Genomic DNA, 23,829 nt, shown 5'->3' on the forward strand with positions numbered 1-23,829 from the left:
TTACTCCTGCCTCGGTTTGCGGACCAGCTTGTAGGTCAGGAAGAACTGCCCGGCCAACACGGTGAGCAGGATGATGCCCTCCATGATGGTCCCGAAGGCCGCCGGGATCTGCAATTTGAGCTGCATGTTCTCCACCCCCACCCGGAGCGCGGCCAGGAGGAAGGAGGCAAACGCGATGTTCAGCGGCTCCAGCCGGGCCAGCCAGGCAACCACGATGGCGGTGTAGCCGTAGCCGACCATGAGGGAAGGCTGCAACCGGTTGAGGATGGCCGAGGTCTCCACGCACCCGGCCCAACCCGCGAACCCGCCGGACAGCGCCATGACCAGCAGGACGAGCATGCCGTAGCGGATCTTGGCGTACCGGGCTACGCGCGCACCCTCGCCGCTGGCCTTCAATTCGAAACCGAGCCGGGTGAAGCGCATGAAGGCCCACAGGCCGATGCCCACGACCACGCAGAAGACGATGCCCCAGTGCACGCGGCTGCCCGCGATGCCGGGGATGATCGCCCCTGCGGTGAATTCGGGGGTCATGGGAAAGCCGAAGCTCGCCGGGTCCTTCCACACGCCGAAGACCAGGTAGTCCAGGAGCAGGATGGCAATGTAGTTGAGCATCAATGTCGAGATGATCTCGTTGACCCGCAGCTTCAACTTGAGCACGGCCGGGATCAGCGCCCAGATGCCTCCCAGAATGAAGGCCATGATGAACATGAGCGGCAGGAGCACGAACCGGGGCAGGTCGGGAAAGGCCAGGGCCATCCAGGTGGCCCCGATGGCCCCCAGGGCGAACTGCCCTTCGGCCCCGATGTTCCATATCTGCATACGGAAGGCCACGGCCACGCCGAGCGAACAGAGGAACAGCGGAATGGCCTTGAGGAGCACGTCCTCCAGGGACCAGACGTTGCCGAAACTCCCCTGCCACAGGACGGTCATGCCGTACATGGCGTCCTTGCCCTGGCCCTTGAGCAACAGGGCGCTGAGCACGAGGGAAAAGAGCAGGGCGCCCAGGAATACGACCAGGGCGCCCCACTTCCAGGGTTCATCTCTTTTTCTGATCTTCAGCACGTGACCCGTTCTAGTTGGTGGTGCCGACTACGCCATCGACGAACCAGTCCATGCCGAGGAGCGCGCCGTCGTCCGGGGAGGTGCCCTCGGCGATGACCACTTCACCGGCCTGGTTCTTGATCGGACCGGCGAAGATGGTGTCGTTACCGGCCATGAGCTCGGCCTTCTTGGCGTTGACCATGGACTTGACGTCGTCCGGGACCATGGAACCCATGGGGGCGATGTCGACCACGCCGTCCTGCATGGACCACCAGGTGGACTGGTCGCCCTTCCAGGTGCCGTCGCGGACTTCCTGGATGGTCTTCACGTACATGGGGCCCCAGTTCCAGATGGCGGAGGTCAGGTTCGCCTTGGGCGCGAAGGAGGACATGTCGGAGTTGTAGCCGATGGCGTAGGCGCCGGCTTCCTGGGCGGCTTCCTGGGCGGCCGGGGAGTCCTGATGCTGGGTGATGACGTCGCAACCGGCGTCCAGCAGAGACTTGGCGGCGTCCTTTTCCAGCGCCGGGTCATACCAGGTCTTGGTCCAGACCACGCGAACCTTGGCGTCCGGGTTCACCTCGCGCACGCCGATGGTGAAGGCGTTGATGCCGCGAATGACTTCGGGAATCGGGAAGGCGGCCACGTAGCCGATCTGGTTGGACTTGGTCATGGAACCGGCGATCAGCCCGGTCAGGTAGCGGGCCTGATAGATGCGCCCGAAGTAGTTGCTCACGTTGGCGGCCTTCTTGAAGCCGGAGCAATGCATGAACTTGGTGTTCGGAAATTCCTTGGCGACCTTCATGACCGGGTCCATGTAGCCGAAGCTGGTGGCGAAGATGATATCCATCCCTTCGCGGGCCATGTTCCGCAGCACGCGCTCGGAATCCGCGCCCTCGGGCACCGACTCGGCGTACTTGGTGGTGGCGTAAGGCAACGCCTCCACGGCTTGGCGGCCGAGGTCGTGGGCGTAGGAGTAACCGGCGTCGCCCACCGGGGAGACATAAAGGAACCCGGCCTTGACGACCTTGGCCTCTTCCTTGGGCGCGGGGGCCTGGGCCTCTTCGGTCTTGGCGGGTTCTTCGGCCTTCTTCTCCTTCTGCGGGGCTTCACCGCAGGCGAAAAGGGACAGCGCCAGCAGCAAGGCCGCGGGCAGACCAATCAGTTTCAGCAGTTTCTTCATGAGGACCTCTCCGTTAGCGGTTAAATATCAAAAACGCATATCTCAGCAACCTGTATCGGGCAAGACCCAATTTCGCCGAGACGTCAGTAGTGTTTTGCAATATAAAGATATTTATTTTGGACCGGCCACTATTCGGAGGCCTGGGCGATCGGTTCCACGAACTGGGAACCGGCGTCCCACGGGAAGAGTATCCAGGTGTCCTGGCTGACCTCGGTGATGAAGGTGTCCACCGTGGGCCGGCCCGCAGGCTTGGCGTAGACCGTGGCGAAGTGCGCCTTGGGCACCATGTCACGGGCTATCTTGGCTGTCTTGCCCGTGTCCACGAGGTCGTCGATGAGCAGCCAGCCCTCCCCTTCGCAGTCCACGCCCTTGAGGATACTGGCCTCGCCCTGATCCTTCCAGTCGTAGGAGGACAGACAGATGGTGTCGATGAGGTGAATGTCCAGTTCGCGGGCGATGATGGCCGCGGGTACCAGCCCGCCGCGGGTGATGGCCAGGATGCCCTTCCAGGGCCCTTTTTCCACCAGCCGCCAGGACAGGGCTCGGCAATCGCGGTGCAACTGCTCCCAGGAAACCGGAAACATCTTCTGGTATCGGCTCTTGTCAACCATGGGGAATTCTCCTTGCGCGATGTCGGAACGTCGGGCTTCGTACCCGTGTCCGGCTAATTAATCAAGGGTGCAGGCCCTGCCTTTGTAATCAAAGAGGAACGAGAGCGTCTTGCGAACCTTGGGAGAGAACAGCTTGGTGGACAGGACCCGGCCCGCCACCCGTTTGTTGATCTCCGCCAGCGTGGGGTACGGCATGACCATCGAGGCTATCTTGGACAGCCCTACCCCGCCGTTCAGGGCTGTGGTCCACACCCCGGCCAATTCGCCGGCATGGCGCCCGACGATCTGCGCGCCCAGCGGCTTCTCCCTGTGGTCGAGGATAAGCTTGACCTTGCCGTCAATCCGCCCTTCGGCCCGGGCGCGGTCGTTGTCCGCGAAGAGCTCCTCCCAGACCGAGTACTCCACGCCCGCGTCCACGGCACGCTTCTCGTTCAGGCCCACGCTGGCCAGTTCCGGGTCGGTGTAGGTACACCAGGGCAGCCTCGCGTAATCCGCCTTGCGCGGCAGCCGGAAGACCGCGTTAGACAGGACGATGGACCCTTCGTATCCGGCGGCGTGCGTGAACAGGTACCGGCCGAGTACGTCGCCGCAGGCGAAAATGTGTTCTTGGCTGGTCCGCAGGCGGGCGTCCACCTTGACCCCGCGCCCGGCCAGCTCTACCCCGCAGTTGCCGAGCCCGAGTCCGTCCACGCGCGGCCTGCGTCCGGCGGCCACGAGCAGCTTCTCGGCCCGGACCGTGTGGCTTCTCCCCGTTCGGGTAAATTCGACCTCCACCTCGCCGTTCACCCGGCGCACACCGCTGGTCGCCGTGCACAGCTCCACGCTCACACCCTCCGCCTCAAGTGCCCCCCGGACCACTTCGGCCATGTCCTCGTCCTCCACCGGGAGCAGTTGGCAGTTGCGCTGCACGATGGTCACCCTGGTCCCGAGGCGGGCAAACGCCTGGGCCATCTCGCAGCCGATAGGCCCGCCGCCGATGACGGCCAGGGAGCCAGGCAGCCTGTCCAGGCTGAAGAGATCCTCGTTGGTCAGGTAGTCCACGTCCTCAAGCCCGTCGATGGGCGGCACGGCCGGGGCCGACCCCGTGGCCAGGATCCAGAATCGGGCGGACAGACGCTCGCCCGAGCAGTCGACCACGTGCTCGTCCTCGAAACGTGCCTCCCCGAACAGGACCTTGACGCCCAGTCCGCAAAACCGCTCCTCGGAGTCGTGCGCCTGGATGGCCTCGACGACCTCCCGGATGCGTCGGTTGACCGAGGCCATGTCCACGGGCGGCAGTTCCACCTCGGGCAAGCCGTAGCAGGCCGCGCGGCGCATGTCGTGATAGACCGCGGCCGTGCGGATGAGGGTCTTGCTCGGCACGCAGCCGGTGTGCAGGCAGTCCCCGCCAAGCGAGGGCCCTCGCTCGATGAGCACGGTCTTCACCCCGAGTTGGGCGGCCCCGGAGGCCACGGTCAGCCCGGCCGCCCCGCCGCCGATCACGCCGATGTCATAGTCGAATTCAGCCATGGTTCCTCCGCTTCCGGTACCAGCCGAGCGTCTTCTTCACCATCAGGGGGAAGAGCCCCAGCACGGCGAAGGACAGGATCAGGCTCGGGGAGAGCAGCCCGGACAGGGAGTCGAGCCGCCCCAGCTCCCTGCCCGCGTTGACGTAGACCGCCGTTCCCGGCAGCATGCCCGCCTGGGAAACCCAGGCGTAGGTGAACAGGCGCATGGGCGTCAGGCCCATAAGCGCGTTGACCACGAAAAAAGGAAAAATCGGGATGAGCCGCAGGGTGAAGAGATAAAAGGTTCCCTCCTCCTCCACGCCCCGGTCGATGCGCACGAGCTTGTCGCCGAACCGCCGCCGGACCGAATCCCGCAACACGTAGCGCGACAGCAGGAAGGCCAGGCACGCGCCCAGGGTGCTGGCCAGCGAGACCACGACCAGCCCGACCCACAAGCCGAAGAGCGCCCCGCCCGCCAGGGTGAGCGCGGCGGCAGCGGGCAAACCCAGGGCGGCCACGGTCACATATAAGAAGAAATACGCGCCGAGCACAAGAAAGGCGTGCGCCTCGTAGAGGGCCCCGAACTGTTCGCGTGACTGCCTGAGGTAGTCCAGGGAAAAGAACCGGCCGAGGTCGAAGATAAAATAGGCGGCCACCAGCCCGGCCAGGCAGGCCGCGACAAGGAGTTTTTTGGCCGCCCCCCGGCTCATGCGCCCTCGCTGCGACCCGCGAGCATCTGCGCGCCGTAAAAGGCCGCGCCGAACAGTCCGCTCGCCTCGTTGGCGTTGAGCTTGACCGGCACCGTGTGCAGGAAATCCTGGTACACATGGGAATTATGAAATTCTTCCATGAACTCTGGCACCTGCACAAACATGGGGTTCTTGGCCGCCACCCCGCCCGCGATGAACAGGCCGCCGGTGGTCATCAGCCCGATGGCCCAGTTGCGGCACGCCCTGGCGTAGAACCGGGCGTACCACTTGGTGGTCTCGCTGTCCGGCATCAGTTTGGCCGAAATCTCCTTGGGGGCCAGGTCCTCGCCGGTCAAAAAGCGGTGCACGAGCCGCAACCCCAGCCCGGTGACCACGGAGTCTCCCTCCGGCCAGTTGCGTCCGCTCTCGATGCGGTTGAACTCCGCGTATTCGACCTCATCCAGGCCGACAAAGGGAAAGGCCATGTGTCCGCCTTCGGACGGCAGGGCAACCCACTTGTCGCCGCTCCGGAGCAGCGCGGAATAGCCGAGCCCGGTCCCGGCCCCGATGACGCCGATGGTCTCGCCCTCCACCGGCTCCCCGATCTGGATAGCCAGGGCGTCGTCCACGGCCGCAGTGCGGCAGGCATAGGCCTGGGCCGAAAAATCGTTGATCAGCCGCACGGCGGACGTACCGAAGTCCACCTCGCGCAGGTCCATGCCCCACGGCGCGTTGGGCAGGTGCGGACAGGTCACGCCGTGATACACGGCCCCGGCCGGGGCCAGAACAGCCGCGTCGAACGTGCCCGGACGGACCGGGAAATCACTGTCCCAGAGCTGTTCGACGAGTTCCGGGAACGTCCGCGCCCCGTGGGTTTGCAGCCAGATGGAATCCAGCATTTCGAGGCCCGTGCCCCGCGCCTCGAACAAGGCGAACCGACTGTTGGTGCCGCCGATGTCGGCGGCCAGAATCTTGACCATGCGCCCTTCTCCTCCGTGCAACGCACCCTATCACAAACGGACGAAAAAAAAAGGAGCCCGAAGGCCCCTTTTCCTGCTGAATCGACCGCTTCGGACGGCCCGTTTCGATCAGGCCGCCTCGGTGGCCTTTTCCAGGCCGCCCTCCCCGGACGCCGCCGGGCCCGCCATGTCGGCGAGTTCCACGGGCTGCCGCTTGCGCTGCACGTACTTGCGGGTGATGCGTCTGAGAGTCTCGGTTTTGCCCTCGCGCTCGGCCGGAGAAAGGAACGAAGCGAGCTTGCGCTCAAGCTTGTAGGAGTTCTGCTCTTTGCTGATGGCCACGATGCCCTCCATGACCAGCTTCTGGTTAAGCAGTTCTGCTCGTGTGGAATAATTGATGTTTTCGGCAATGGGCGAAAACACCAGGTGGGACAGGATCAGCCCGTACAGGGTCGAGATAAAGGCCACCGGAATGTTTTTGAGGATCACGGCGGTATCGTTGATGCCCATGAGCAGGCCGATAAGTCCGATGACCGAACCGGCCACGCCGAAGGCCGGAGCCGTGCGGGCCAGGGTCAGGAAGAACCGCTCGCTCTGCTGGCGGCGCAGGTTGAAGAAAGCCATCTCCGCGTTCAGGCACTCGCGGATCTCATCCTCCTTGTAGTTGTCCACCAACAGGCACAACCCGCTCTTCATGAAGGAACTGGTCGCCTTGTTGGCCGAACGCTCAAGCGAGAGCACACCGTCCACCTTGGACTTGACCGACAGGTCGAGCAGAGTGTTGACGATCTCCTCCGCCGTTGTCCGCCCGTTGGCGTAGACGTTCTTGGCCACGGCAAAGGCGTTCTTGACGTGCCCCACCGGGTAGCTGATGAGCATGGCCGCCGTCAGACCGGATATGACGACCAGGAAGGCCGCCAAATTGAAATAGGCCCCGGCCGCACCGGTAAGCATGAAGCTGCCGGTGAAAATGGTCAGGCTCAAAACGATGCCGATAAGATTCTTTCTGCCCATGGATGCCTCCGATCGATCAGCTATTGTTGGCAATGACGATTTCGACGCGCCGGTTTTGGGCCTGGTTGGCCGCCGAGGTGTCGGGCAGCTCGGGCTGATACGCCCCGCGTCCGGTGACCACCAGCCGCTTGGGGTCGATCCCGAGCCGGTTGATAAGTTGCTCGGCCACGCCCGCCGCCCGCTCGGACGACAGGGTGAAGCTCTGCGCCCCCTGAGCCTCGCTCTGATCCACGAATCCGATGACATGGACCAGCCCCACGCTCAGCCGGACCAGGTTCCCGATCTCATCGAGGTAGGCAGCGGACTCGGGCTTGAGCAACCCGGAACTGCCGTCGAAAAACAGGTCGCCGCGCAGGGTCACCCGGACCCGGCCCTGGGCCTCGCGCACCACAGTGATGCCGTTGGTCCGGGAACGGTACAGGACCTCGTTCTCGGCCACGCGGACCACGTCCTGGGAGCCGCCGGTGGCGGTCCGGCTGGCGATCTGACCGATGAGCCCGAGAAGCGGGTCGAGCGCGCTGGCCGACTGGGCCTTTTCGGCGGACTGGTTGCTGAACAGAATCTTCACGTCCTGCCGGGTGCTGGCATAGATGAACAGCACGGCGAAGAGCACGAACATGATCATCATCAGGTCGGACCACGGCACGGCCCAGTCATTGGCGCCGCGGGCTGTGTCCGCCCCTTCCATCTGGTCAAACGAGGCGAATCCCTGGTCGAATTTCATATCCGGTTTCTGCATTGTCGCTCCTGCGTTCTCGCGCGCACGGCTGTATTCCCGCGCGCACGGTATGAAGCAAAAAACCTGCCAGGGACGTAATCGTTTGGGATGACGAAGAAAGTTACCCAGGGTGTCGGTTCGTGAACGGTCGCGGCGGCGCCAAGCGGCCTCCGCCGTCAAGAGTCCGTCGTTGACGCGGCCGGGGATATGGGGAACATTCCGGGCATGAAAAAAGGCCCCTTCCGCAACCGCTCCCCCATTGTCCTGGCCTCGGGCTCCCCCCGCAGGCGCGAACTGTTGTCCGACCTCGGGTTGACCTTCGACGTACACCCGAGCCCGCTTGAGGAACCTCTGCCCGAACCGGACGAATCCCCCGCCGCCTATGTCCTGCGCATGGCCGAACTGAAAACCCTGGACGTGGCAGCCCGCTTCCGGGGGGCGACGATCATCGGCGCGGATACGGCTGTGGTCCTGGGCAGCCGGATCATGGGCAAGCCGCAGTCCAAGCTCGACGCCCTGGAGATGCTGACCACCCTGTCCGGCGCGACCCACCAGGTCGTCAGCGGATTCTGCGTGGTCCTGCCCGACGGCAAGACCCTGTCCGAGGCCGTGAGCACGGACGTGGACATGCGCGAATCCACCGAGGGGGAGCTGATGAGCTACATCGAGACGGGCGAACCCGAGGACAAGGCCGGAGCCTACGCCATCCAGGGAATGGGCACCTTCCTGGTCACGGCCATACGCGGCTCCTACACCAACGTGGTCGGCCTGCCTGTGGCGAGAGTGCTGGAAGTTTTAGTATCTTGGGGTGTCATCGTTCCAAGACAAGGCTGAAAAATCGCGCATTCGTGGGTTTTTCCTTGTGAAATCCCGACCAGATTCCACTTAAACCCCACTTGAGATAAGAAGTGGGATCGTCCATATTAAAATTAAATTGCAGACCTTTTGGTATGGGTGAAGGCGTTCATCTGAGCCAAATGGTTGCGATGATGGGTTCCATTGGGAGCATTCACTGCGGCGGGCTACCCTTGGCTGACGCAAAAGCGCTGGATTCCACACTTTCGTTACGTGGCGGCTACCATTCTAACCTATTAGAATAGCTAAGAACATCCAAAAAATTGTGCACTAGCAGGAGGTATAATGAAATATACAGGAGCATGCCTGTGCGGCAAGGTCGCCTTTGAGGTGGAAGGAGATTTTGATCATTTTTACCTTTGTCATTGCGAACGATGCCGTAAAGACACCGGGTCCTCCCATGCCGCGAATTTGTTTTCCTCCACAGCCAAGTTGAGATGGCTGTCTGGGGAAGAAGAAGTACGGACATTCAACTTCAATTCAACAGGGCATATCAAGAGTTTTTGCAGCATTTGCGGTTCGGCTCTTCCTAATATTCAAATGGATGGAACCCTTCTTGTCGTTCCAGCGGGCAGCCTCGACAGTGATATACCAATGAGAGCGGATGGCCACATTTTTATCGCCAATAAAGCCAACTGGGATTTTGAACTGGAGAGTTTACCTACATTCGACCGGCTCCCCGGAGAAGATGAAGGGGCAACAAAAGGATAGCACGTTTGAGAAGTGGACATCGGCAGTCGGGAAAGTGGGTTCATTTAGTCGGCTTGCCGCTCGCAAGTATTTTGAAAGTACTCTTGAAGTGGGGAGATGTGATCCCAAAGGGGCGGTGTGCGCTGTTTTGAAGATGTCCAACCCTGCCCCTCCCACAGGGGCCATTGAATATGACAATAGATGACAAAGAAGTGTCAAAAATTAATAATGATATTGTGATGTTCCATTCGATAAATGCATGGTTTTCTGAAAAGGAAGATATCGAATTTTAACGATCGCTGATTCTTGGACAATACTTTGATGCGGTGGAGTTCCGATGCGCAAAAGACAAATCGGTTTTTATCCACATATCGGATTTGTGATTACTGGCAGGCCAGCGGTTGACGGACGGGAAAGCCCTTCCCCTTACCGCACATGAATTTGAGCTGATGCATGCTTGGCGGCGTTACGAGGAGAAGACCGAAACTCCCACACAGGTCCCCACATAACCGCGCCTGATGAAGTAAAATATCAACAATGATAGAGTGTTAACGTTACCCTCCGAACCGAAGTCGTCGGATCGCCCCTGGCTCGAATTCTAGAAGTTCTACTATCATGGGGTGTTATCGTTTCAAGGCAGGGCTGAAAAATCGTACATTCGCGGTATGTTCCAGGCAAACTCTCCGCCAAGGGTATGCCAAGGCTGATGACTACGGATAGTTACAGCAGAAAAACGTGGATCAACGTGGTCGGCCTTTTCAAGGCCAGGATTATTGAAGTCCTGGTCCGTTCTGGTATCATCGAACCGGGCAAGAGTTGATGCCGGTTTTCGTTCGACGGAGTCCGGCACATCTCGGTATAACCTATGCAGGAACAAGGAGTCCGCCATGATCGAAACTTCGGAACAGACCGTCAAAGCCATTCTCCAGGCCCTCGAAGGGTCAATGACCATATTCCCCAACCTGGTCCGGTCCATTCCGGCCGACGCGTTGGACATCAAGCGTGGTGAAGGATTCTGGACCCTGCACGAACACGCCGCCCATTTGGCCGACGTCCAGCCCATGGGGCTGGAGAGGATGCGGCGCATCCTGACCGAGGACGTGCCGGAATTCATGCCGTTCATTCCGGCCCAGGAAGAAGCTGCCGAAGTTCCTCCCCTGCCCTCGGTGGAGAAGATCATCGCCGACTTCACGGCCGCGCGCGGACAACAGCTCAAGATGCTGAAAAAAGCCTCCCCGGACGACTGGAAACGGACCGCTATTCATCCCGAATACGAGCAATACGGCTTGTTTATCTTCGTCCGGCACATCCTCATGCACGACCACTGGCACATGTACCGGATGGAGGAGTTGTGGCTGACCAGAGATGACTACCTGTCCCGGCTCGAGGGCTAGGCATCCAGTCGCTCCGCCGCCCCCAACAGGCGAAGCGGAGAACAAGGAATCACAATGGATTTACGAATACAAAGCGACTGCAAGGGCGTCGACTGGCAGGAAGTGTCCAACATTCTGAAACGGGTCGGCATGGCTCATTACGCGCCCGAGGTGCACGCCAAGGCATTCGGTGCGAGCCACACCACCGTGTTCGTCCATGACGGAGACAGGCTGGTCGGCTTCGGCCGGGCCATCTCCGACGGGGCGTATCAGGCGGCGCTCTACGACTGCGCCGTGCTCCCTGAATACCAGGGAAACGGGATCGGGGGCTCGATCATGCACGCCATCCTCGACGGCGTAGGTGACTGCAACGTCATCCTGTATGCTGCGCCCGGCAAGGAAGGCTTCTACCGGAAGCAGGGGTTCAGCCTGATGAAGACGGGCATGGCCCGGTTCGTCGGGACCGACATCATGCGGGAAAAGGGCTTCATCGAATAGTCGCCCTCCTCTCGCTGATTATTTTTTGATGAACCGGGCGAGATAGGTGAATTCGCCCAGGTCGACCACGGCGTCGGGGACAAACCCGTACGGCGAGGTCAGCCGGTCGGCGTCCTCCGGACCGATGCGTTTGTCCGGGGATGACGGGCCGGGGCCGTGGGCGAACTTCTTGAACTCGATGAGCGCGAACACGCCGCCTGGCACGAGCACCCGGCCGATCTCGCCCATGAGGCCCGGCCGGGCCGCTTCGGGCAGGTCGTGCAGCACGGTGGCCATGAACGCGGCGTCCACCGAACCGGTGGCCAGGTCGAGCGGCTTAGTGAGGTCAGCCACTTTGGGCTCGACGTTGCCCAGCCCTTCCTTGTGCGCGGTCTCGTCCAGGGTGGCGATCCCCTCGGGCCATAGATCCAGCGCGTAGACCAGGGAGCCCGCGCCCAGCCTTCGGGCCAGGGCCAGGGTGTAGTTCCCCGCGCCGCAGCCGAGGTCGAGGTACGTGGCCCGCGAGCCGACCATGATGTTGTCGAAGGCGAGGTCCTGGTCGATGTGGTCGATGCTGCTTTTTCCGGCAGCCTTGGGCTTGGCGTCCATGGGTACTCCAGGTCAAGAGGTCAATGGGATAGCACAAGATACGCGCCGAAGGAGACGGCGTCAAAAAGGCCCGGCTACGGATTGACGTGTCTGCCCAGGATGGACAAGCTGTAGCGCTTGCCGTCCATTTCGGCGATGTCCGGCAGCCTGCCCCACTCCTCGAAACCGAAGGAGTAAAACAGCCGCATGGACCCCTCGTTGTGGGAAAATATGTAGGCCACCACGGTCCGGATGCCCAGTTCCGGGGTCATGTCCAGGGCCTCCTTGAGCAGCCGCCTGCCCAGCCCCTGCCGTCGGTATTCCGGGGCGATGTAGATGCTGATCTCGGCGGTACGGCCATAGGCCGGGCGGCCGTAAAAGGACTCGAAGCTGACCCAGGCCGCGACTTCGCCGTCGATGCGCTCCACCAGGATGGGCCGCTTGCCGGGCACGTGGTTGTCGAACCAGGCCCGTTTGGACTCCACGCTGACCGGTTCGGTGTCGGCCGTGGCAGTGCGCGTGGGCACCGTGGAATTATAGATGTCGACGATCCTCGGGAGATCCTGTCCTGTGGCGGGCTGCATGCGTTTGCTCCTTTCTTTCCCGGCGGTTGCCGGAGGCGGTCGGCGACACCATAATCGCCCTTCTGCCGACACGCAAGGGCCGTGAAGGAGCCGCGCCCAAATCAGCCCTCGACCCCGTTCTCCTCATGCGAGCCGTCGCACAGGGGCTTGGCCCCCGGCATAAGGAATAGACCCGGGGCAACTCCACGCGCCTCCCTCCATACGCGTCTATCAGCGGCGTATCCACGGACATCAGCGGGCTGTATTGACTCAGGACTATCTGGCTCGGACGCCTTTATGGAACCTCCCTCGGCTTTTCGGCCTCATTGCAGGTCCATCCCAACCACAAGGCATCCCGTTTGCGCACACCCCGATGCGAAAAAGGAATGAATCGTCACCAGGCCGCCACTCACCGCCCGTAAAAAAAGAGAGCGGACCACCCGGCCCGCTCCCCGATTCATAGCCTGTGCACGATCACTCGTCGGCGGTCACCAGGAACGCCGGATCGGCCCGAACGCCCCCTTCGGGCTCTCGCCCGTCCAGGGATACGGCCAGGACGTTCTCCTGCGGCACGCCGTCCATGATAAGCCCCGGCCATGCGCGAAAGCCGAACCGTCCGTAATAGGCCGGGTCGCCGACCAGAACCACGCCGCGCGCGCCCTGGTCCCGGATGATGCGAAGGGCCTCGCGGACCAGGGCGGAACCGATGCCCCGCCCCTGCCGGCCGGGCGATACGCCCACCGGGCCGAGCATGTACCAGCCCTGTCCGTCCTCGCCTACGACGGCCGGAGACAGGGCCACGTGCCCCGTCACTTCCCCTCGGTCTTCGGCCACCAGTGACAGGCTCAGGCGGCTCGCGCTGCGCAGGGCGTCGACGATCAGGTGTTCGGTAGGTTCGGCCCCGGGCGCGTGCTGGGGATGGTTGCGGAAGGCAGCGTGTTCGACCGCGCGGATGGCGGCGACGTCGTTGTCTGTTCCCAAGCGTATATGCATCTTCAATTCCTGTTGTTACGGTCCATGGGATAAGACCCGCGCCCCGTGCGGGCGCGGCCGTCAATCGATTCCGCCCGCCCGGCAATGGCCGCATGGGCGGGGATGGAGCTAACTAACAAGATCCGAAAGCGGAAGCTTCAAACAGTCACCTTTGAAGGTTGGGCGGCCGCCGGAAAGGAGGCCGTGATAACGCCCAACCGATACCCTCGGCCCCTTGCACCCGTCAAGGGCATTGCCTGCGGCCGCGTTTCCGATTATCAAGGCCGTAAACCGCAGCCCGGAGCCCGCCCCATGTCCGAAACCAATCCCCTCGACAAACTGGCCCTCGCCGTGGCCACCCTCGGTCCCGTCGGCCACTTTCCCAAGGCCCCCGGCACCTGGGGCTCCCTGGCCGCCGTGGTGATCGCGCCCTCGCTCCTCCTGGCCCTCGCCCTGCCCTGGCGCGCCGCCGCCCTGCTCGGCGTCTTTATCCTCGGCACCTGGGCCTGTGGCCGGGCCGAGACCGTCATGGGCAAAAAGGACCCCGGCTGCGTGGTCGTGGACGAACTCTTCGGCCAATGGCTCGCCCTGTTCTTCTTCCAGGCCATGCCCCTCTGGTACCTGGCCGCCGCCTTCGCCCTGTTCCGCGTCTTCGACATCCTCAAGCCCTGGCCCGTCAAATGGGCCGAGACCGCCTTCCCCGGCGGCTTCGGGGTCATGCTCGACGACGGCGTGGCCGGACTCTACGCCATGGGCTGCCTGCATCTCCTCGCCTATCTCGTTTCGATGATCGGGTAGGAGGAATGCCTCCTGCGGGGCCTCGCCGGCCGGGCGTCTCCGACGGCCAAAGAACCTTTTGAAAAAGGTTCTCTGGACTCTCCAAAACTTTTTTTTGCCGCTATCGCGGAGGCCGTGCGTCTACTGCCAGCCACGCCTCTTCACAGTGTGACGTACCGATTCCGCATCATTTCTGGAATAGAAACACGCCTTTCCTCCCTACTCAACCCGCGCGAATGCGCATACAAAAAGTTTAGGAAGAAAAGGGAGATGAGGGGCCGGGGAAGGGGGAAAGGAAAGCCCTTTTCAAAGGGTTTCCTTTCCCCCTTCCCCCGGCCGCCGGAGGCAAAAAAAAAACGCCGCCCAACAGGGCGGCGTTTTTTACTATAGCAATACTCTCGCCGGTCTATTTGACCACGAACTCGTCGCGGCGGTTCTTGGCCCAGGCGGTTTCGTTGTGGGCGGGGTCGACGGGGTATTCCTCGCCGAAACTGACGATCTTCATCCGTTCGGGTTCCACGCCGAGGATGACCAGGTGCTCGTAGGCGGCGCGGGCACGGCGTTCGCCCAGGGCGAGGTTGTACTCTTCGGTGCCACGCTCGTCACAGTGGCCTTCGATGACCACGTTGACGCCCGTGTACTTGCGCAGGATGTTGGCCTTCTGGGCAAGGATGGAGCGGGCTTCATCACTGAGCTCGTAGGAATTGAAGGCAAAATGGATGGTCACGTTGGTCAATTCCTGGACGGCCTCGGCCTTGGCCCGGGCCTGCGCCTCGGCGGCCAGGGTGGCTTCATCGACAGCGGGCTCTTCCTGCTTGGGCGGAGTCCACTGGGTGTCGTCCTTTACTTCGACCTGACCCTGAGTCGGCTCCGTGGTTGTGGATTTCTTTGCACAGCCGGCAAAGAGAAGAAGGGACAAGGCCAAGAGGGCCACCATACCGACATACCATTTAATTTTCATGCTCACTCCTTGATAGAGCCATCGCTCGGCATTTTTCCAGTAACCCGAGAGCGCTCGGTTTTCGCACCTTTTACGCTTTACCTTTTCCAAGACAAAAATCAACCCTGATCATATGACAATTTACCACTGCAAGGAAGTGTCCCAGGCAGGCGCGAAAGCGGCCCCCTTGCCGGTGGATATCTTGTGCGGCGTATCTCCATGTCTGGTGGTCAGATACAGTTGGTACTGGCCGGTCCGGCTGGAGGCGAAGGCCACGAAGTAGCCGTCCGGGCCGAAGGCCGGATATTCGTCGTTGCCCGGTCCGAAGGTCAGTTGCTTTTCCCGTCCGGTCTCGAGATCGTGCAGGAAGATGCGGTGCCCGTCCGAGGTCTGGTGGGTATAGGCCACATACCGGCCGTCCGGACTCAGACACGGATGGGTGTTGTACTTGCCCGTGGTGGTCACGCGCCGGACCTGCCCGGACTTCATATCCAGGAGGTAGACGTGCGGGTTGCCCGCCCTGCCCGAGGTGAAGACCATCTTGGAGCCGGTGCGGTCGAAGCTCGGCGAAACGTCGATATACGGGCTTCCGGCCAGCCGCTTGCCGACTTTGAAGGACTTGCTCAGTTCGTAGATGTTGGTCGTCCCGTTCAGGTTAAGAGAGGCGTAGAGCACGTCGCCGGGCCCGTAGACCGGGCTGATGACCGTGTCGCCCAGCCCCTTGGCGATGCGCCGGATCTTCTGCGTCTTGCTGTCGTAGATGCACAGTTCGTGGCGCTCGTTGCCGATATGGGTGAAGGCGAGCTGGCCGCCGTTGGCGGACCAGGCCGGGCTCAGGTTGTACCCGCCCAGATCGGTGATCTGCGTAAGGGCCCTGCCCTGGGGCAGGACGGTGAAGATCTCCTTGGTCTTGCCCATCTGCTTGACGAAGGCGATGGGCGAATCAAAGAACCCCTTCTTGCCGGTCAGGGCCTCCAGGAAGGCGGAACAGAAGCGATCGGCCACCAGGGGCAGCTTGTCGGCCACGTCGCGGTAGGCCTTGCCCACGACCCGCCGGCCGCTGAATGTCTCGTACACGCGGGCCTCGAGGTACTGGCCGTTCCAGCCCGTGGTCATGCACAGGTCCACCCGGGCCAGTTGGAAGGGCTTGAAATCAATGTCCTGGGCGGTCACGCCGTGACTCGGGTCGCCGCCGAGCAACTGGCTCGCCGGGACCAGCTTGAGGAACGGAATGTAGCCGAGGTCGTTGGACACCAGATCCGCGAAGGCCTTGGCGGCGGCTTCGGGCACCGGCTGGCCGTCGAGCCCCTTGGGCGGGAGCAGGGTGATGTTGACCATGCGCTGGCCGGGACCGTGGATGTCCACAGTCAGGGGGCCCTGAGCCGACGCGAACGCGGCCGTGAGGCAGACGAGAACCAATGAGGCAAAGAGTGTCGTTATCCGTTTCATACCATCTACTCTGAGAGTTCCTGGCTGTTGAAATTGATGCGAATGAGCCGGTCACGTTCGGTTCTCGGCTTTTCGACATACTCGGTTTCCTTGATAGCTCGGAGGGCGGAACTGTCGAATTCAGGATTATTCGAGGATTCCAGGACCTTCGAGGAAAGAATCTTGCCGTCTTCCGCAAGGGTTATTTCAATGGTGACTGTCAGGTTGGCCTCGCCGGCAAAGGCGGGGTAGCGCCAGTGCTTCTTGATGGCCGACCCAACGATGAGGGCATAGACCTCGGACAGGCCGGAGCCGGAACCGCCGATCGAACCGCCTACCTTGCCGCCCTCCTGGCCGCCGGGCTGCCCGCCGTGGGCGTATACGCTGCTGCCCTCCTGCTTCTTCAGGGCGGCCAATTCGCTGGCCAGGGCGCTCTGCTTGGCCGCTTCCTCGCGTTTGGCCTGGGCCTTGGCCGCGGCCATGCCCTCGGCCAGCAACTGCTTGGCCGTCTTTTCGGGCTTGGGTTTAGGCTTGGGCTTCGGCTTGGGCTTGGGCTTCGGCTTTGGTTTGGGCTCGGGTTTCGGTTTCGGCTTGGGCTCTTCCTTCTTCTTGACCACGGTCTTCTTCTCGACCTTCTTCGGGCTGATATCCTTGACTTCGGGTTCGGGCTCGGGTTTGGCCTCGACCACGGGCACGGGCTGGGCCTCAGCCTGCTCGGGCTGGGCTTCCACCACGGGCACGGCCGGTGCCTGGGCCGGAGCCTCGGCTTCCGCCTGGACCTTGACTGGCGGCCCGGGCGGAGGCGGCGCCAACGAAATCAGGTCCACGTTGTACACGGGCCGGTCCAGATTCACGCGCGTGGCCGTATAGTTCACGCCATAGAGCGCGAAGGCGAATATGCCCGCGTGGAACAAGAGGGAAAGGAGAAAACCGAGGCCCTGCCGCATGTCTATATCAACTCTGGAGATTTACTTGTTTTTGTCTTGTTTGGGCTCTTCCGCCACAATGCCGAGCTTGTCGATGCCCGCGGCCTTGATCTCGCCCATGACCTGGACCACGGTGCCGTAGGGGACCTCCTTGTCCGCGCGCAGGAAGAGCTGCTTCTTCTGTCCGGCCACCAGCCGTTTCAGGTGGTCCTCCAGCTCGTCCATGGAGACCTGGTACTCGTCCAGGAAGATCCGGCCGTCCTTGCGCACGGTCAGGACCAGGTGCTCGGAGTCCTGGGGCAGGTTGCGGACCGTGCGCGTGGTCGGCAGGTCTACCTCCACCCCCTGGGTCATGAGCGGGGCCGTGACCATGAAGATGATCAGCAGCACCAGCATCACGTCCACGAAGGGTGTGACGTTGATCTCGTTGAGGAAGCCGCCGCCGGTCTTGATCGCCATGGCGCGCTCCTAGCCCCGCTCGGGCTTGTCGGCCCAGGCGATTTCGCGTTCGGCGCGGTTCAGGAAGGCCCCGGCGAAATCGACCATGCCGGACTCGACCTCGTTCAGCTTGCCCAGGAAATAGTTGTAGAAGATGGTCGCCGGGATGGCCACGAGCAGCCCGATGGCCGTGGCGATGAGCGCCTCGGAGATGCCGGGCGCCACCGTGGCCAGGGCCGCGCTCTGCGCCTGCCCGATGGAATGGAACGAGTGCATGATGCCCCAGACCGTGCCGAACAGGCCGATGAACGGGGCCGCGTTGGCACAGGTGGCCAGGAACGGCAGGTTGCGGGTCAACCCGCGCATCTCCTTGGAGATGCCCTGCTTGAGCACGCGCCGCAGGGTGTCCTTGACCAGCAGCCGCTTGCGCTCGCGGTTGATCCCGGCCTTCTCCAGCAGACGGAACTCGTGCACGGCCAGGGACGAGACGCGGGCCAGGGGCGACTGCTCCTTGTCGCCCAACCCCTTGATTCCCTTGGACAGGTCCCCGGCGGCCACAAAGGCGTCGTACCCGGCCATGACCTTCTTGCGGGCCGTGCCGATGGTGAAGAACTTGAAGAAAATGATGGTCCAGCTCCACAGGGACATGCATCCCAGGAAGAGCATGACCAGCTTCACCGCCAGGGTCGCCCCGGCAAGCAGGGACAGGATGGAGTTGTCGGGCAGAAAGTTCATGGTTGCACCTTTTCGGGTCTATGGGCCGTCCGGCCCGCTTCATGCGAAGAAAGCCGGGCCTCAAGCAAGCCACGGCTTTCCTGTATTCCTGTACGTGCCTACGCCTTCTTGGTCACGAATATGCGACGGATCGGAAACATCATTTCATGCATCGCTGCACGATCTCCCAGGCGTTGGCCTCTGTCTGACGATATTCGTCCGGGGTCAGCCCCGCGCCCAGGGCGATGGTCCGCCGCAGCTCCTCGCCCACCAGGTCGCGGGGGGCGTGGGCGTCGTTGTTGACCACAAGCCCGGCCCCGTGCTTGCGGGCCATGGCGGCCACGTGGCCGTTGGTATAGCTGTGTCCGCCGCGCGTGGTGATCTCGAGCGCGACGCCCCTTTCCGCGGCGAGCGCGGCCTCCTCGTCGGTGATCAGGCCGGGGTGGGCCAGGATGTCCACGCCCGCCTCGATGGCCGCCAGGTTGGTCCCGGGGGCCACGGGCTCCACCGGGGTCTCGCCATGCATGACCACCAACTGCGCCCCGGCATCCCGCGCGCTCTTGACCATCTCGGCGATGAGCGCGGGCGGCACATGGGTCAGCTCGACACCGGCCAAGACGTTGATGTCGAAGAAGTGACCGTGTTTCTTGACGAAACGGAGCACGTTCTCGAGGATATGGTAGGTGGTCGCCTCGTCCGCGTGGTCGGTCATGCACAGGGCCTTGTAGCCCAACACTTCGGCCCGGCGGACGAGTTCGGCGGGGATCAGTTCCCCGTCGCTGAAAATGGTATGGGTATGCAAATCGATCATACGGTGCCTACATCTTGTATTTGATGTCGTCTTCGGAGAGCTTGTCCAGCTCTTCCTGCCATTTATCGGCGTCCTCGGTCTTGATGACCGTCTCGGGATGATCCGGGAACGCGCCCCCGGCCTCTTCGAGGACCGCCTCGCCCACCAGTATGGGGCACTCCGCTCGCACGGCCAGGGCGATGGCGTCCGACGGGCGGCTGTCCAGGCGCAGGGTATCGTCCCCGGCTGAGACCACGATCTCGGCGAAGAAGGTCCCGTTTTCTATGTCGGTGATCTCCACGCGGTTGATGGTGCCGCCCAGAGAGCGGATGGCGTTGAGCAGCAGGTCGTGGGTCATGGGCCGGGGAAACGGCACCTTGTTGATGGCCATGGAAATGGCCATGGCCTCCATGGCCCCGATCCAGATGGGCAGGACCTTGGTCTCTTCCTCATCCTTGAGAACGATGATCGGGGACTTGCCCGCCTCATCCACCGCCAGCCCGAATATCTCGACCTTTACCACGGTTCGCCCGTCCTCTCTCCCACCAGGGAGTGTTTCTTGGCTTCCACAATCTTCACCGGGACCATCATGCCGGTCAGTCCGGCGGTCTCCGCCATGGAGACGTTGACGATACGCCCGGCCGGATCACGCCCCTTCCAGGAAACGGCGTCTCCGTCCTGCATGCGGCTCAACCCTTCCATGAACGCGTCGGTCTGCGCGCCCACAAGATTCTTTAGACATTTTCTAGTAATATTATTTTGCAGAGTCTGCAAGCGCAGCAACCGCTCCGAAGCCTCTTCGGCCGGGACCTTGGGCTCCATGTTCACGGCCGCCACTCCAGGACGATCGGAATACTTGAAGGAAAAACTCGACTCGAAACCGACCCGCTCGACCATGTCCAGCGTCTGCCGGAAGTCCTCTTCGGTTTCGCCCGGGAACCCCACGATCAGGTCCGTGGTCAGGCTGATGTCCGGCCTGGCCGCTCGCAGCCCGTCCACGATGGAGAGGTAGCGCTGCATGTCGTATTTGCGGCGCATGGCCTTGAGCACCCGGTCCGATCCGGCCTGCATGGGCAGGTGGAGGGAGGGGCACAGGTTCGGCAGTTCGCCGAATGCCCGGATGACTTCCCCGGCTATATCCTTGGGATGCGAGGTGGTGAAGCGCAGCCGGTCCAGGCCGGGAATGGCGGCCACGGAACGCAGGAGTTCGGCGAAGCTGACGCCCACCCCGCCCTTGTCCAGGCCGAAGCTGTTGACGTTCTGCCCGAGCAGGGTGATCTCGCGCACGCCGCCCTCGACCAGGGCGCGGCACTCGTCCAGGATGGCGTCCGGGGTGCGGGACTTCTGGCGGCCCCGTGTGTAAGGCACGATACAGTAGGCGCAGAAATTGTCGCACCCCTGCATGATGTTGACGAAGGCCTGGCGGGACTCGTTCGCGGCCGACGGGGCGCAGGGCTGCTCGCGCTCCTCGTACAGGGTCACGAAATCCAGCAGGGCCGCGCGGTCTTCCCTGCCTGCGGCGATGCGCTCCAGGGCGTTGGGCGCGCCCGCGATGCCGTCCGAGCCGAAGACCAGCTTGACGAAGGGGAAGCGCTCGAAAAAGCCGCGCCCCACCTGCTGAGCCACACAGCCGCCCACGGCGGCGAAGACGTTTTCATCGCGCTTGAGGTGCGCGGCCACCCGGCCGAGTTCGCTGTAGACCTTCTGCTCCGGCTTGTCGCGCACGCTGCACGTGTTCAGGATGTATACCTGGGCGTCCTCGTCGCCGGTCTCCTCCCATCCCCTGCTTTCCAGGGCGCGGGCGAGCCACTGCGAGTCGTGGACGTTCATCTGGCACCCGAAGGTGGTGATGTGAAATTTCATATCCATTCATCCGGCCGCAATGCGGCCGGTCCTTTTTTTCAGGCCGATATTTCGGCACGGTTAAGGGGGCAATTATACATTGGCGAGCCATGTGTCCACAAAGTGCAAGGTTTTTCCCAACGTCTCTTCCCGAGTCAATCCGGTGTTGTCGATGACGAACTCGGCCATGGAGTCCCGTTCAAAGGGCACATCCACTCCAATAACATCACCCAACCCATAAAATTCATTACCTGTTTCCTTGCGAAGCAGGGCCTTGCGATAGAGATCGGCCATAACTTTTCCGGCGGGCCGGGCGGCCTCCCGCGCCATGGCCGTTTCCAACTCGCATTCAACGAATATTTCGGCGAATCGAGAAATTTTATCCCGCGCGACACGACGCATGGATACCTTATGTGCCGAGCCGTCCAGAATCACGTTGCGCCCTTCGCGTACCAGCCCGGCCGCCTCCTCGGCAAACATCCAGTAGGCCGCCTCACGCTCCTCGGGAGTGTATTCCGGTTCCGGGAAATAGGCCTTGCGCCGCTCGTCCATCTGCAACAGGACCGTGTGCACACCGCGACCCTCCAGGGCATCGTGCAGGCCGCGTGCCAGGGTGGACTTGCCGCTGCCGGGCAGCCCCACGACCCAGACCGCCCAGCCCTCACCGCTCCGGCCGGCCATACGCCCTACTCCAGGTACCGGTTGACGTGTTCCCAGTCGAAGACCTCGTCTTCAAGGACGTTGGACACGAAATTGAACAGGCGCCGGCGCACCGGATCGGGGTGGTCGGGATACCACTCGGGGGAGGCGATGACCAGGCCGCGAAAGACGCAGAACGGGGCCAGAACCTCAAGGACCTCGGTGTCCCCGGTGCGCTCCAGGTACTCCCCGAAATAGGCGGTGTAGAGTTCCCGGAAGGGACCGGCCAGCTTCTCGTGGTCGTACAGGGACCAGAGCAGATAGTTGACGGCCATGGAGGCCAGGTCGCCGCCCGGCTCGCCCCACTCGCCTCGGCTGCGGTCGAGCACCGAAAAGTCCCCGTCGTCGGTGACGAGCACGTTCCACGGGTGGAAGTCCCCGTGCACCGCGCTCAGCCGGTGCGCGTAGGCCTTGAGCTTCCAGCGCCAGTCGATGAGCCGCTTTTCCAAGGCCCGGAAACGGTCCCCGCCGAAAAAGGCGTAGTCGCGGGGAAAGGCCTCATCCACCAACCCGAGGATGCACTCGCTGGCCCCGAGCAGGTTGCGGATGCGCCGAGAATACAGAGGCGGATCATCGAGCTTTTCGGCGTGCACCCCGGCCAGCCAGCGGGCGAACTCGCGGGCCGTTTCCAGGTCCCGGTCGAGCAACCCGTGCGCCCGGATGCGCTCCAGGTCGAGGAAATAGTCGTGTCCCTGGAGCTTCTCGTTAACGATAAAGAACTCCTTGGGGTCCTTCATCGGGATGAGCGCGTCCGAGCCGTCCACGTAGCCGAGCCCGAGGGGATGGACATGGCGGGCCATGCGAGCCGAGGTCTCGTACTGGAACATGAGGATCGCGGCGCGGTCCCAGTAGAACTGGTGGCCGTACTTGTCGCCCTTCATGACCGAAAACACGGCCTCCCTGACCTCGCCGCCGGTTTCAAAATGGACAAGAAGGGGCTTGCCGTAGCCGAACCCCTTCATGCCCTGCGCGTCGAGGCTGCCGATGTCGCCTGCGGCCAGAAGCCGGGCGTCGTCGCCGTACACACGCCGCAGATATGTTTCGATGGCCTGGACCTTGAGTTCGATCATGTCGCCCTCCCCGGCCTTGTCGGGCCGCAGCTACGTCAGGGGTCCGAAAACCGATTCGTAACGCTCGGTGAATTCCTCCAGGGTGAAGGAGTGCTCCTGGGTGCCCTTGAACTCCACCGCATAGGTGGCGCAGGTGGCGCCCAGCTTACAGGCTTCAGCCACGGTCTTGCCCATGGCCAGCCCCTTGAGCAGCCCGGCGCGGAAGGCATCTCCGGCCCCGGTGGGGTCCAGCACTTCCCTGGCCGGAACCACGCCGATGGTGGTGTCCCCGTCCTCGCAGCTGACCATGGAGCCTTTTTCGCCCAGGGTGGTGATCAGGTAGCCCACCTGGTCGACGATATCCTCCTTGGTCATGCCCGTGGACTTCATGACCATCTCCAACTCGTAGTCATTGACGATCAGGATCTCCGCGCCGTTGACGGCCTCCTTCAGCCTGTCGCCGCCCAGGGCCGGAATCTGCTGGCCCGGATCGAAGATGTAAGGGATGCCGTGCTCGCGGTAGTATTTCGGGTGATCGACCATGTCGTTGATGTTGCCCGGCGCGATGAGGCCGATGGCGTCGGACGGATCGATGCGGGTCATGTCGTACTGGCTGGGGTATTTCATGGCCCCGGGATTGAACCCGTTGATCTGGTTGTCGGACATGTCGGTGGTGATGTAGCACCCGGCGGTAAACTCCTGGTCGATGGTCCGGATGCCGTCCAGGGCGATGCCATACTGCTGAAGGCGCTCGTCGTAAGGGCCGAAGTCCTTGCCAACCTGGCTCAGGATGGTGGATTTCTCGCCCAGCAGGGACAGGTTGTATGCGATGTTGCCCGCCGTGCCGCCGAATCGCTCAACCAGCCCGTCCACCAGGAAGGACACATTGAGAATATGTATCTTGTCCGGCAGGATATGATTGGAAAACTTGTCGGGAAAGGTCATGATGCGGTCGAAGGCCAGGGACCCGGAAATGTAGATCTGCATGTGTTCTCCTAAAGAAGCTGAT

27 protein-coding genes are annotated in these 23,829 nt (G+C 62.5%); 5 read left to right on the top strand and 22 right to left on the bottom strand.

Annotated elements, in window-relative coordinates:
• The 8 genes from V8V93_RS12780 to V8V93_RS12815 form a co-directional block, all read right to left on the bottom strand.
• A complete protein-coding gene (locus V8V93_RS12780; protein WP_338666978.1) occupies positions 1-1,062 on the bottom strand; it encodes an ABC transporter permease in 1,062 nt (353 codons plus the stop codon).
• A gap of 10 nt (positions 1,063-1,072) precedes the next feature.
• Positions 1,073-2,221, bottom strand: coding sequence for a BMP family ABC transporter substrate-binding protein (locus V8V93_RS12785; RefSeq protein ID WP_338666979.1), 1,149 nt, complete (start codon positions 2,219-2,221; stop codon positions 1,073-1,075).
• A 128-nt stretch (positions 2,222-2,349) separates the two neighbouring features.
• Positions 2,350-2,832, bottom strand: a complete 483-nt coding sequence (gpt, locus tag V8V93_RS12790; RefSeq protein WP_338666980.1) for a xanthine phosphoribosyltransferase — start codon at positions 2,830-2,832, stop codon at positions 2,350-2,352.
• A gap of 57 nt (positions 2,833-2,889) precedes the next feature.
• Positions 2,890-4,341 carry a dihydrolipoyl dehydrogenase family protein gene (locus V8V93_RS12795; protein WP_338666981.1) on the bottom strand — a complete coding sequence of 484 codons (1,452 nt, stop codon included), beginning with the start codon at positions 4,339-4,341 and terminating at the stop codon, positions 2,890-2,892.
• A complete protein-coding gene (locus tag V8V93_RS12800; protein ID WP_338666982.1) occupies positions 4,334-5,029 on the bottom strand; it encodes a TVP38/TMEM64 family protein in 696 nt (231 codons plus the stop codon). The genes V8V93_RS12795 and V8V93_RS12800 overlap by 8 nt, the downstream gene beginning before the upstream one ends.
• A complete protein-coding gene (locus V8V93_RS12805) occupies positions 5,026-5,988 on the bottom strand; it encodes a glucokinase (RefSeq protein WP_338666983.1) in 963 nt (320 codons plus the stop codon). The genes V8V93_RS12800 and V8V93_RS12805 overlap by 4 nt, the downstream gene beginning before the upstream one ends.
• Before the next feature lie 108 nt (positions 5,989-6,096).
• A complete protein-coding gene (locus V8V93_RS12810; protein ID WP_338666984.1) occupies positions 6,097-6,981 on the bottom strand; it encodes a motility protein A in 885 nt (294 codons plus the stop codon).
• Positions 6,982-6,997: 16 nt separating this feature from the next.
• On the bottom strand, positions 6,998-7,720 hold the full coding sequence (locus V8V93_RS12815; protein WP_338666985.1) for an OmpA/MotB family protein: 723 nt from the start codon (positions 7,718-7,720) through the stop codon (positions 6,998-7,000).
• Positions 7,721-7,924: 204 nt separating this feature from the next.
• Here V8V93_RS12815 and V8V93_RS12820 point away from each other — a divergent pair, with 204 nt between their 5' ends.
• The 4 genes from V8V93_RS12820 to V8V93_RS12835 all read left to right on the top strand — a co-directional run bounded on the left by V8V93_RS12820 (position 7,925) and on the right by V8V93_RS12835 (position 11,115).
• The gene (locus tag V8V93_RS12820; protein ID WP_338666986.1) at positions 7,925-8,533 is read left to right on the top strand and encodes a Maf family protein; all 609 of its coding nucleotides are present in this window, start codon (positions 7,925-7,927) and stop codon (positions 8,531-8,533) included.
• Positions 8,534-8,839: 306 nt separating this feature from the next.
• Complete coding sequence (locus V8V93_RS12825; protein ID WP_338666987.1) at positions 8,840-9,265, top strand: GFA family protein; 426 nt, start codon at positions 8,840-8,842, stop codon at positions 9,263-9,265.
• An 866-nt stretch (positions 9,266-10,131) separates the two neighbouring features.
• The gene (locus V8V93_RS12830; RefSeq protein ID WP_338666988.1) at positions 10,132-10,638 is read left to right on the top strand and encodes a DinB family protein; all 507 of its coding nucleotides are present in this window, start codon (positions 10,132-10,134) and stop codon (positions 10,636-10,638) included.
• A gap of 54 nt (positions 10,639-10,692) precedes the next feature.
• Positions 10,693-11,115 (top strand): GNAT family N-acetyltransferase, encoded by a 423-nt coding sequence (locus V8V93_RS12835; RefSeq protein ID WP_338666989.1) that lies wholly within the window; start codon positions 10,693-10,695, stop codon positions 11,113-11,115.
• A gap of 18 nt (positions 11,116-11,133) precedes the next feature.
• Here the strand turns inward: V8V93_RS12835 and V8V93_RS12840 are convergent, their stop codons facing one another.
• The 3 genes from V8V93_RS12840 to V8V93_RS12850 all read right to left on the bottom strand — a co-directional run bounded on the left by V8V93_RS12840 (position 11,134) and on the right by V8V93_RS12850 (position 13,238).
• Positions 11,134-11,703 carry a class I SAM-dependent methyltransferase gene (locus V8V93_RS12840; RefSeq protein ID WP_338666990.1) on the bottom strand — a complete coding sequence of 190 codons (570 nt, stop codon included), beginning with the start codon at positions 11,701-11,703 and terminating at the stop codon, positions 11,134-11,136.
• 74 nt (positions 11,704-11,777) lie between these two features.
• Entirely contained in the window at positions 11,778-12,266 is a 489-nt protein-coding gene (locus V8V93_RS12845) for a GNAT family N-acetyltransferase (RefSeq protein WP_338666991.1), read from the bottom strand.
• 453 nt (positions 12,267-12,719) lie between these two features.
• The gene (locus V8V93_RS12850) at positions 12,720-13,238 is read right to left on the bottom strand and encodes a GNAT family N-acetyltransferase (protein ID WP_338666992.1); all 519 of its coding nucleotides are present in this window, start codon (positions 13,236-13,238) and stop codon (positions 12,720-12,722) included.
• Between the two features lie 291 nt (positions 13,239-13,529).
• Between V8V93_RS12850 and V8V93_RS12855 the strand changes: the two genes are divergently transcribed.
• On the top strand, positions 13,530-14,015 hold the full coding sequence (locus V8V93_RS12855) for a phosphatidylglycerophosphatase A family protein (RefSeq protein ID WP_338666993.1): 486 nt from the start codon (positions 13,530-13,532) through the stop codon (positions 14,013-14,015).
• A gap of 385 nt (positions 14,016-14,400) precedes the next feature.
• Here V8V93_RS12855 and pal read toward each other — a convergent pair whose 3' ends face one another.
• The 11 genes from pal to V8V93_RS12910 all read right to left on the bottom strand — a co-directional run bounded on the left by pal (position 14,401) and on the right by V8V93_RS12910 (position 23,807).
• Complete coding sequence (gene pal, locus V8V93_RS12860) at positions 14,401-14,955, bottom strand: peptidoglycan-associated lipoprotein Pal (protein WP_338666994.1); 555 nt, start codon at positions 14,953-14,955, stop codon at positions 14,401-14,403.
• 120 nt (positions 14,956-15,075) lie between these two features.
• The gene (locus V8V93_RS12865) at positions 15,076-16,383 is read right to left on the bottom strand and encodes a protein tolB (RefSeq protein ID WP_338666995.1); all 1,308 of its coding nucleotides are present in this window, start codon (positions 16,381-16,383) and stop codon (positions 15,076-15,078) included.
• A gap of 5 nt (positions 16,384-16,388) precedes the next feature.
• Positions 16,389-17,309, bottom strand: a complete 921-nt coding sequence (locus V8V93_RS12870) for an energy transducer TonB (RefSeq protein ID WP_338666996.1) — start codon at positions 17,307-17,309, stop codon at positions 16,389-16,391.
• Positions 17,310-17,330: 21 nt separating this feature from the next.
• Complete coding sequence (gene tolR, locus V8V93_RS12875) at positions 17,331-17,747, bottom strand: protein TolR (RefSeq protein WP_338666997.1); 417 nt, start codon at positions 17,745-17,747, stop codon at positions 17,331-17,333.
• A gap of 9 nt (positions 17,748-17,756) precedes the next feature.
• Entirely contained in the window at positions 17,757-18,461 is a 705-nt protein-coding gene (locus V8V93_RS12880; RefSeq protein WP_338666998.1) for a MotA/TolQ/ExbB proton channel family protein, read from the bottom strand.
• Between the two features lie 139 nt (positions 18,462-18,600).
• Positions 18,601-19,251 carry a histidinol phosphate phosphatase domain-containing protein gene (locus V8V93_RS12885; protein WP_338666999.1) on the bottom strand — a complete coding sequence of 217 codons (651 nt, stop codon included), beginning with the start codon at positions 19,249-19,251 and terminating at the stop codon, positions 18,601-18,603.
• 7 nt (positions 19,252-19,258) lie between these two features.
• Positions 19,259-19,753: a bifunctional nuclease family protein gene (locus tag V8V93_RS12890; protein ID WP_338667000.1), complete on the bottom strand. Its 495-nt coding sequence runs from the start codon at positions 19,751-19,753 to the stop codon at positions 19,259-19,261.
• On the bottom strand, positions 19,747-21,093 hold the full coding sequence (gene miaB / locus V8V93_RS12895) for a tRNA (N6-isopentenyl adenosine(37)-C2)-methylthiotransferase MiaB (protein WP_338667001.1): 1,347 nt from the start codon (positions 21,091-21,093) through the stop codon (positions 19,747-19,749). Before miaB ends, V8V93_RS12890 begins: the two co-directional genes overlap by 7 nt.
• Positions 21,094-21,165: 72 nt before the next feature.
• Positions 21,166-21,753: an adenylyl-sulfate kinase gene (locus V8V93_RS12900; RefSeq protein ID WP_338667002.1), complete on the bottom strand. Its 588-nt coding sequence runs from the start codon at positions 21,751-21,753 to the stop codon at positions 21,166-21,168.
• Positions 21,754-21,758: 5 nt separating this feature from the next.
• On the bottom strand, positions 21,759-22,841 hold the full coding sequence (locus V8V93_RS12905) for a phosphotransferase family protein (protein WP_338667003.1): 1,083 nt from the start codon (positions 22,839-22,841) through the stop codon (positions 21,759-21,761).
• A 30-nt stretch (positions 22,842-22,871) separates the two neighbouring features.
• Entirely contained in the window at positions 22,872-23,807 is a 936-nt protein-coding gene (locus tag V8V93_RS12910; protein ID WP_338667004.1) for a carbohydrate kinase family protein, read from the bottom strand.
• Positions 23,808-23,829 lie beyond the last annotated feature (22 nt).

The sequence above is a fragment of the Pseudodesulfovibrio sp. 5S69 genome (genome assembly GCF_037094465.1).
Classification (GTDB): domain Bacteria; phylum Desulfobacterota; class Desulfovibrionia; order Desulfovibrionales; family Desulfovibrionaceae; genus Pseudodesulfovibrio; species Pseudodesulfovibrio methanolicus.

What these genes read in the sequence shown, in the direction of transcription:
- V8V93_RS12785 (WP_338666979.1), bottom strand. Translation starts at nt 2,221, where the DNA reads ATGAAGAAACTGCTGAAACTGATTGGTCTGCCCGCGGCCTTGCTGCTG.
- gpt (WP_338666980.1), bottom strand. Translation starts at nt 2,832, where the DNA reads ATGGTTGACAAGAGCCGATACCAGAAGATGTTTCCGGTTTCCTGGGAG.
- V8V93_RS12795 (WP_338666981.1), bottom strand. Translation starts at nt 4,341, where the DNA reads ATGGCTGAATTCGACTATGACATCGGCGTGATCGGCGGCGGGGCGGCC.
- V8V93_RS12800 (WP_338666982.1), bottom strand. Translation starts at nt 5,029, where the DNA reads ATGAGCCGGGGGGCGGCCAAAAAACTCCTTGTCGCGGCCTGCCTGGCC.
- V8V93_RS12805 (WP_338666983.1), bottom strand. Translation starts at nt 5,988, where the DNA reads ATGGTCAAGATTCTGGCCGCCGACATCGGCGGCACCAACAGTCGGTTC.
- V8V93_RS12810 (WP_338666984.1), bottom strand. Translation starts at nt 6,981, where the DNA reads ATGGGCAGAAAGAATCTTATCGGCATCGTTTTGAGCCTGACCATTTTC.
- V8V93_RS12815 (WP_338666985.1), bottom strand. Translation starts at nt 7,720, where the DNA reads ATGCAGAAACCGGATATGAAATTCGACCAGGGATTCGCCTCGTTTGAC.
- V8V93_RS12820 (WP_338666986.1), top strand. Translation starts at nt 7,925, where the DNA reads ATGAAAAAAGGCCCCTTCCGCAACCGCTCCCCCATTGTCCTGGCCTCG.
- V8V93_RS12825 (WP_338666987.1), top strand. Translation starts at nt 8,840, where the DNA reads ATGAAATATACAGGAGCATGCCTGTGCGGCAAGGTCGCCTTTGAGGTG.
- V8V93_RS12830 (WP_338666988.1), top strand. Translation starts at nt 10,132, where the DNA reads ATGATCGAAACTTCGGAACAGACCGTCAAAGCCATTCTCCAGGCCCTC.
- V8V93_RS12835 (WP_338666989.1), top strand. Translation starts at nt 10,693, where the DNA reads ATGGATTTACGAATACAAAGCGACTGCAAGGGCGTCGACTGGCAGGAA.
- V8V93_RS12840 (WP_338666990.1), bottom strand. Translation starts at nt 11,703, where the DNA reads ATGGACGCCAAGCCCAAGGCTGCCGGAAAAAGCAGCATCGACCACATC.
- V8V93_RS12845 (WP_338666991.1), bottom strand. Translation starts at nt 12,266, where the DNA reads ATGCAGCCCGCCACAGGACAGGATCTCCCGAGGATCGTCGACATCTAT.
- V8V93_RS12850 (WP_338666992.1), bottom strand. Translation starts at nt 13,238, where the DNA reads ATGCATATACGCTTGGGAACAGACAACGACGTCGCCGCCATCCGCGCG.
- V8V93_RS12855 (WP_338666993.1), top strand. Translation starts at nt 13,530, where the DNA reads ATGTCCGAAACCAATCCCCTCGACAAACTGGCCCTCGCCGTGGCCACC.
- pal (WP_338666994.1), bottom strand. Translation starts at nt 14,955, where the DNA reads ATGAAAATTAAATGGTATGTCGGTATGGTGGCCCTCTTGGCCTTGTCC.
- V8V93_RS12865 (WP_338666995.1), bottom strand. Translation starts at nt 16,383, where the DNA reads ATGAAACGGATAACGACACTCTTTGCCTCATTGGTTCTCGTCTGCCTC.
- V8V93_RS12870 (WP_338666996.1), bottom strand. Translation starts at nt 17,309, where the DNA reads ATGCGGCAGGGCCTCGGTTTTCTCCTTTCCCTCTTGTTCCACGCGGGC.
- tolR (WP_338666997.1), bottom strand. Translation starts at nt 17,747, where the DNA reads ATGGCGATCAAGACCGGCGGCGGCTTCCTCAACGAGATCAACGTCACA.
- V8V93_RS12880 (WP_338666998.1), bottom strand. Translation starts at nt 18,461, where the DNA reads ATGAACTTTCTGCCCGACAACTCCATCCTGTCCCTGCTTGCCGGGGCG.
- V8V93_RS12885 (WP_338666999.1), bottom strand. Translation starts at nt 19,251, where the DNA reads ATGATCGATTTGCATACCCATACCATTTTCAGCGACGGGGAACTGATC.
- miaB (WP_338667001.1), bottom strand. Translation starts at nt 21,093, where the DNA reads ATGAAATTTCACATCACCACCTTCGGGTGCCAGATGAACGTCCACGAC.
- V8V93_RS12900 (WP_338667002.1), bottom strand. Translation starts at nt 21,753, where the DNA reads ATGGCCGGCCGGAGCGGTGAGGGCTGGGCGGTCTGGGTCGTGGGGCTG.
- V8V93_RS12905 (WP_338667003.1), bottom strand. Translation starts at nt 22,841, where the DNA reads ATGATCGAACTCAAGGTCCAGGCCATCGAAACATATCTGCGGCGTGTG.
- V8V93_RS12910 (WP_338667004.1), bottom strand. Translation starts at nt 23,807, where the DNA reads ATGCAGATCTACATTTCCGGGTCCCTGGCCTTCGACCGCATCATGACC.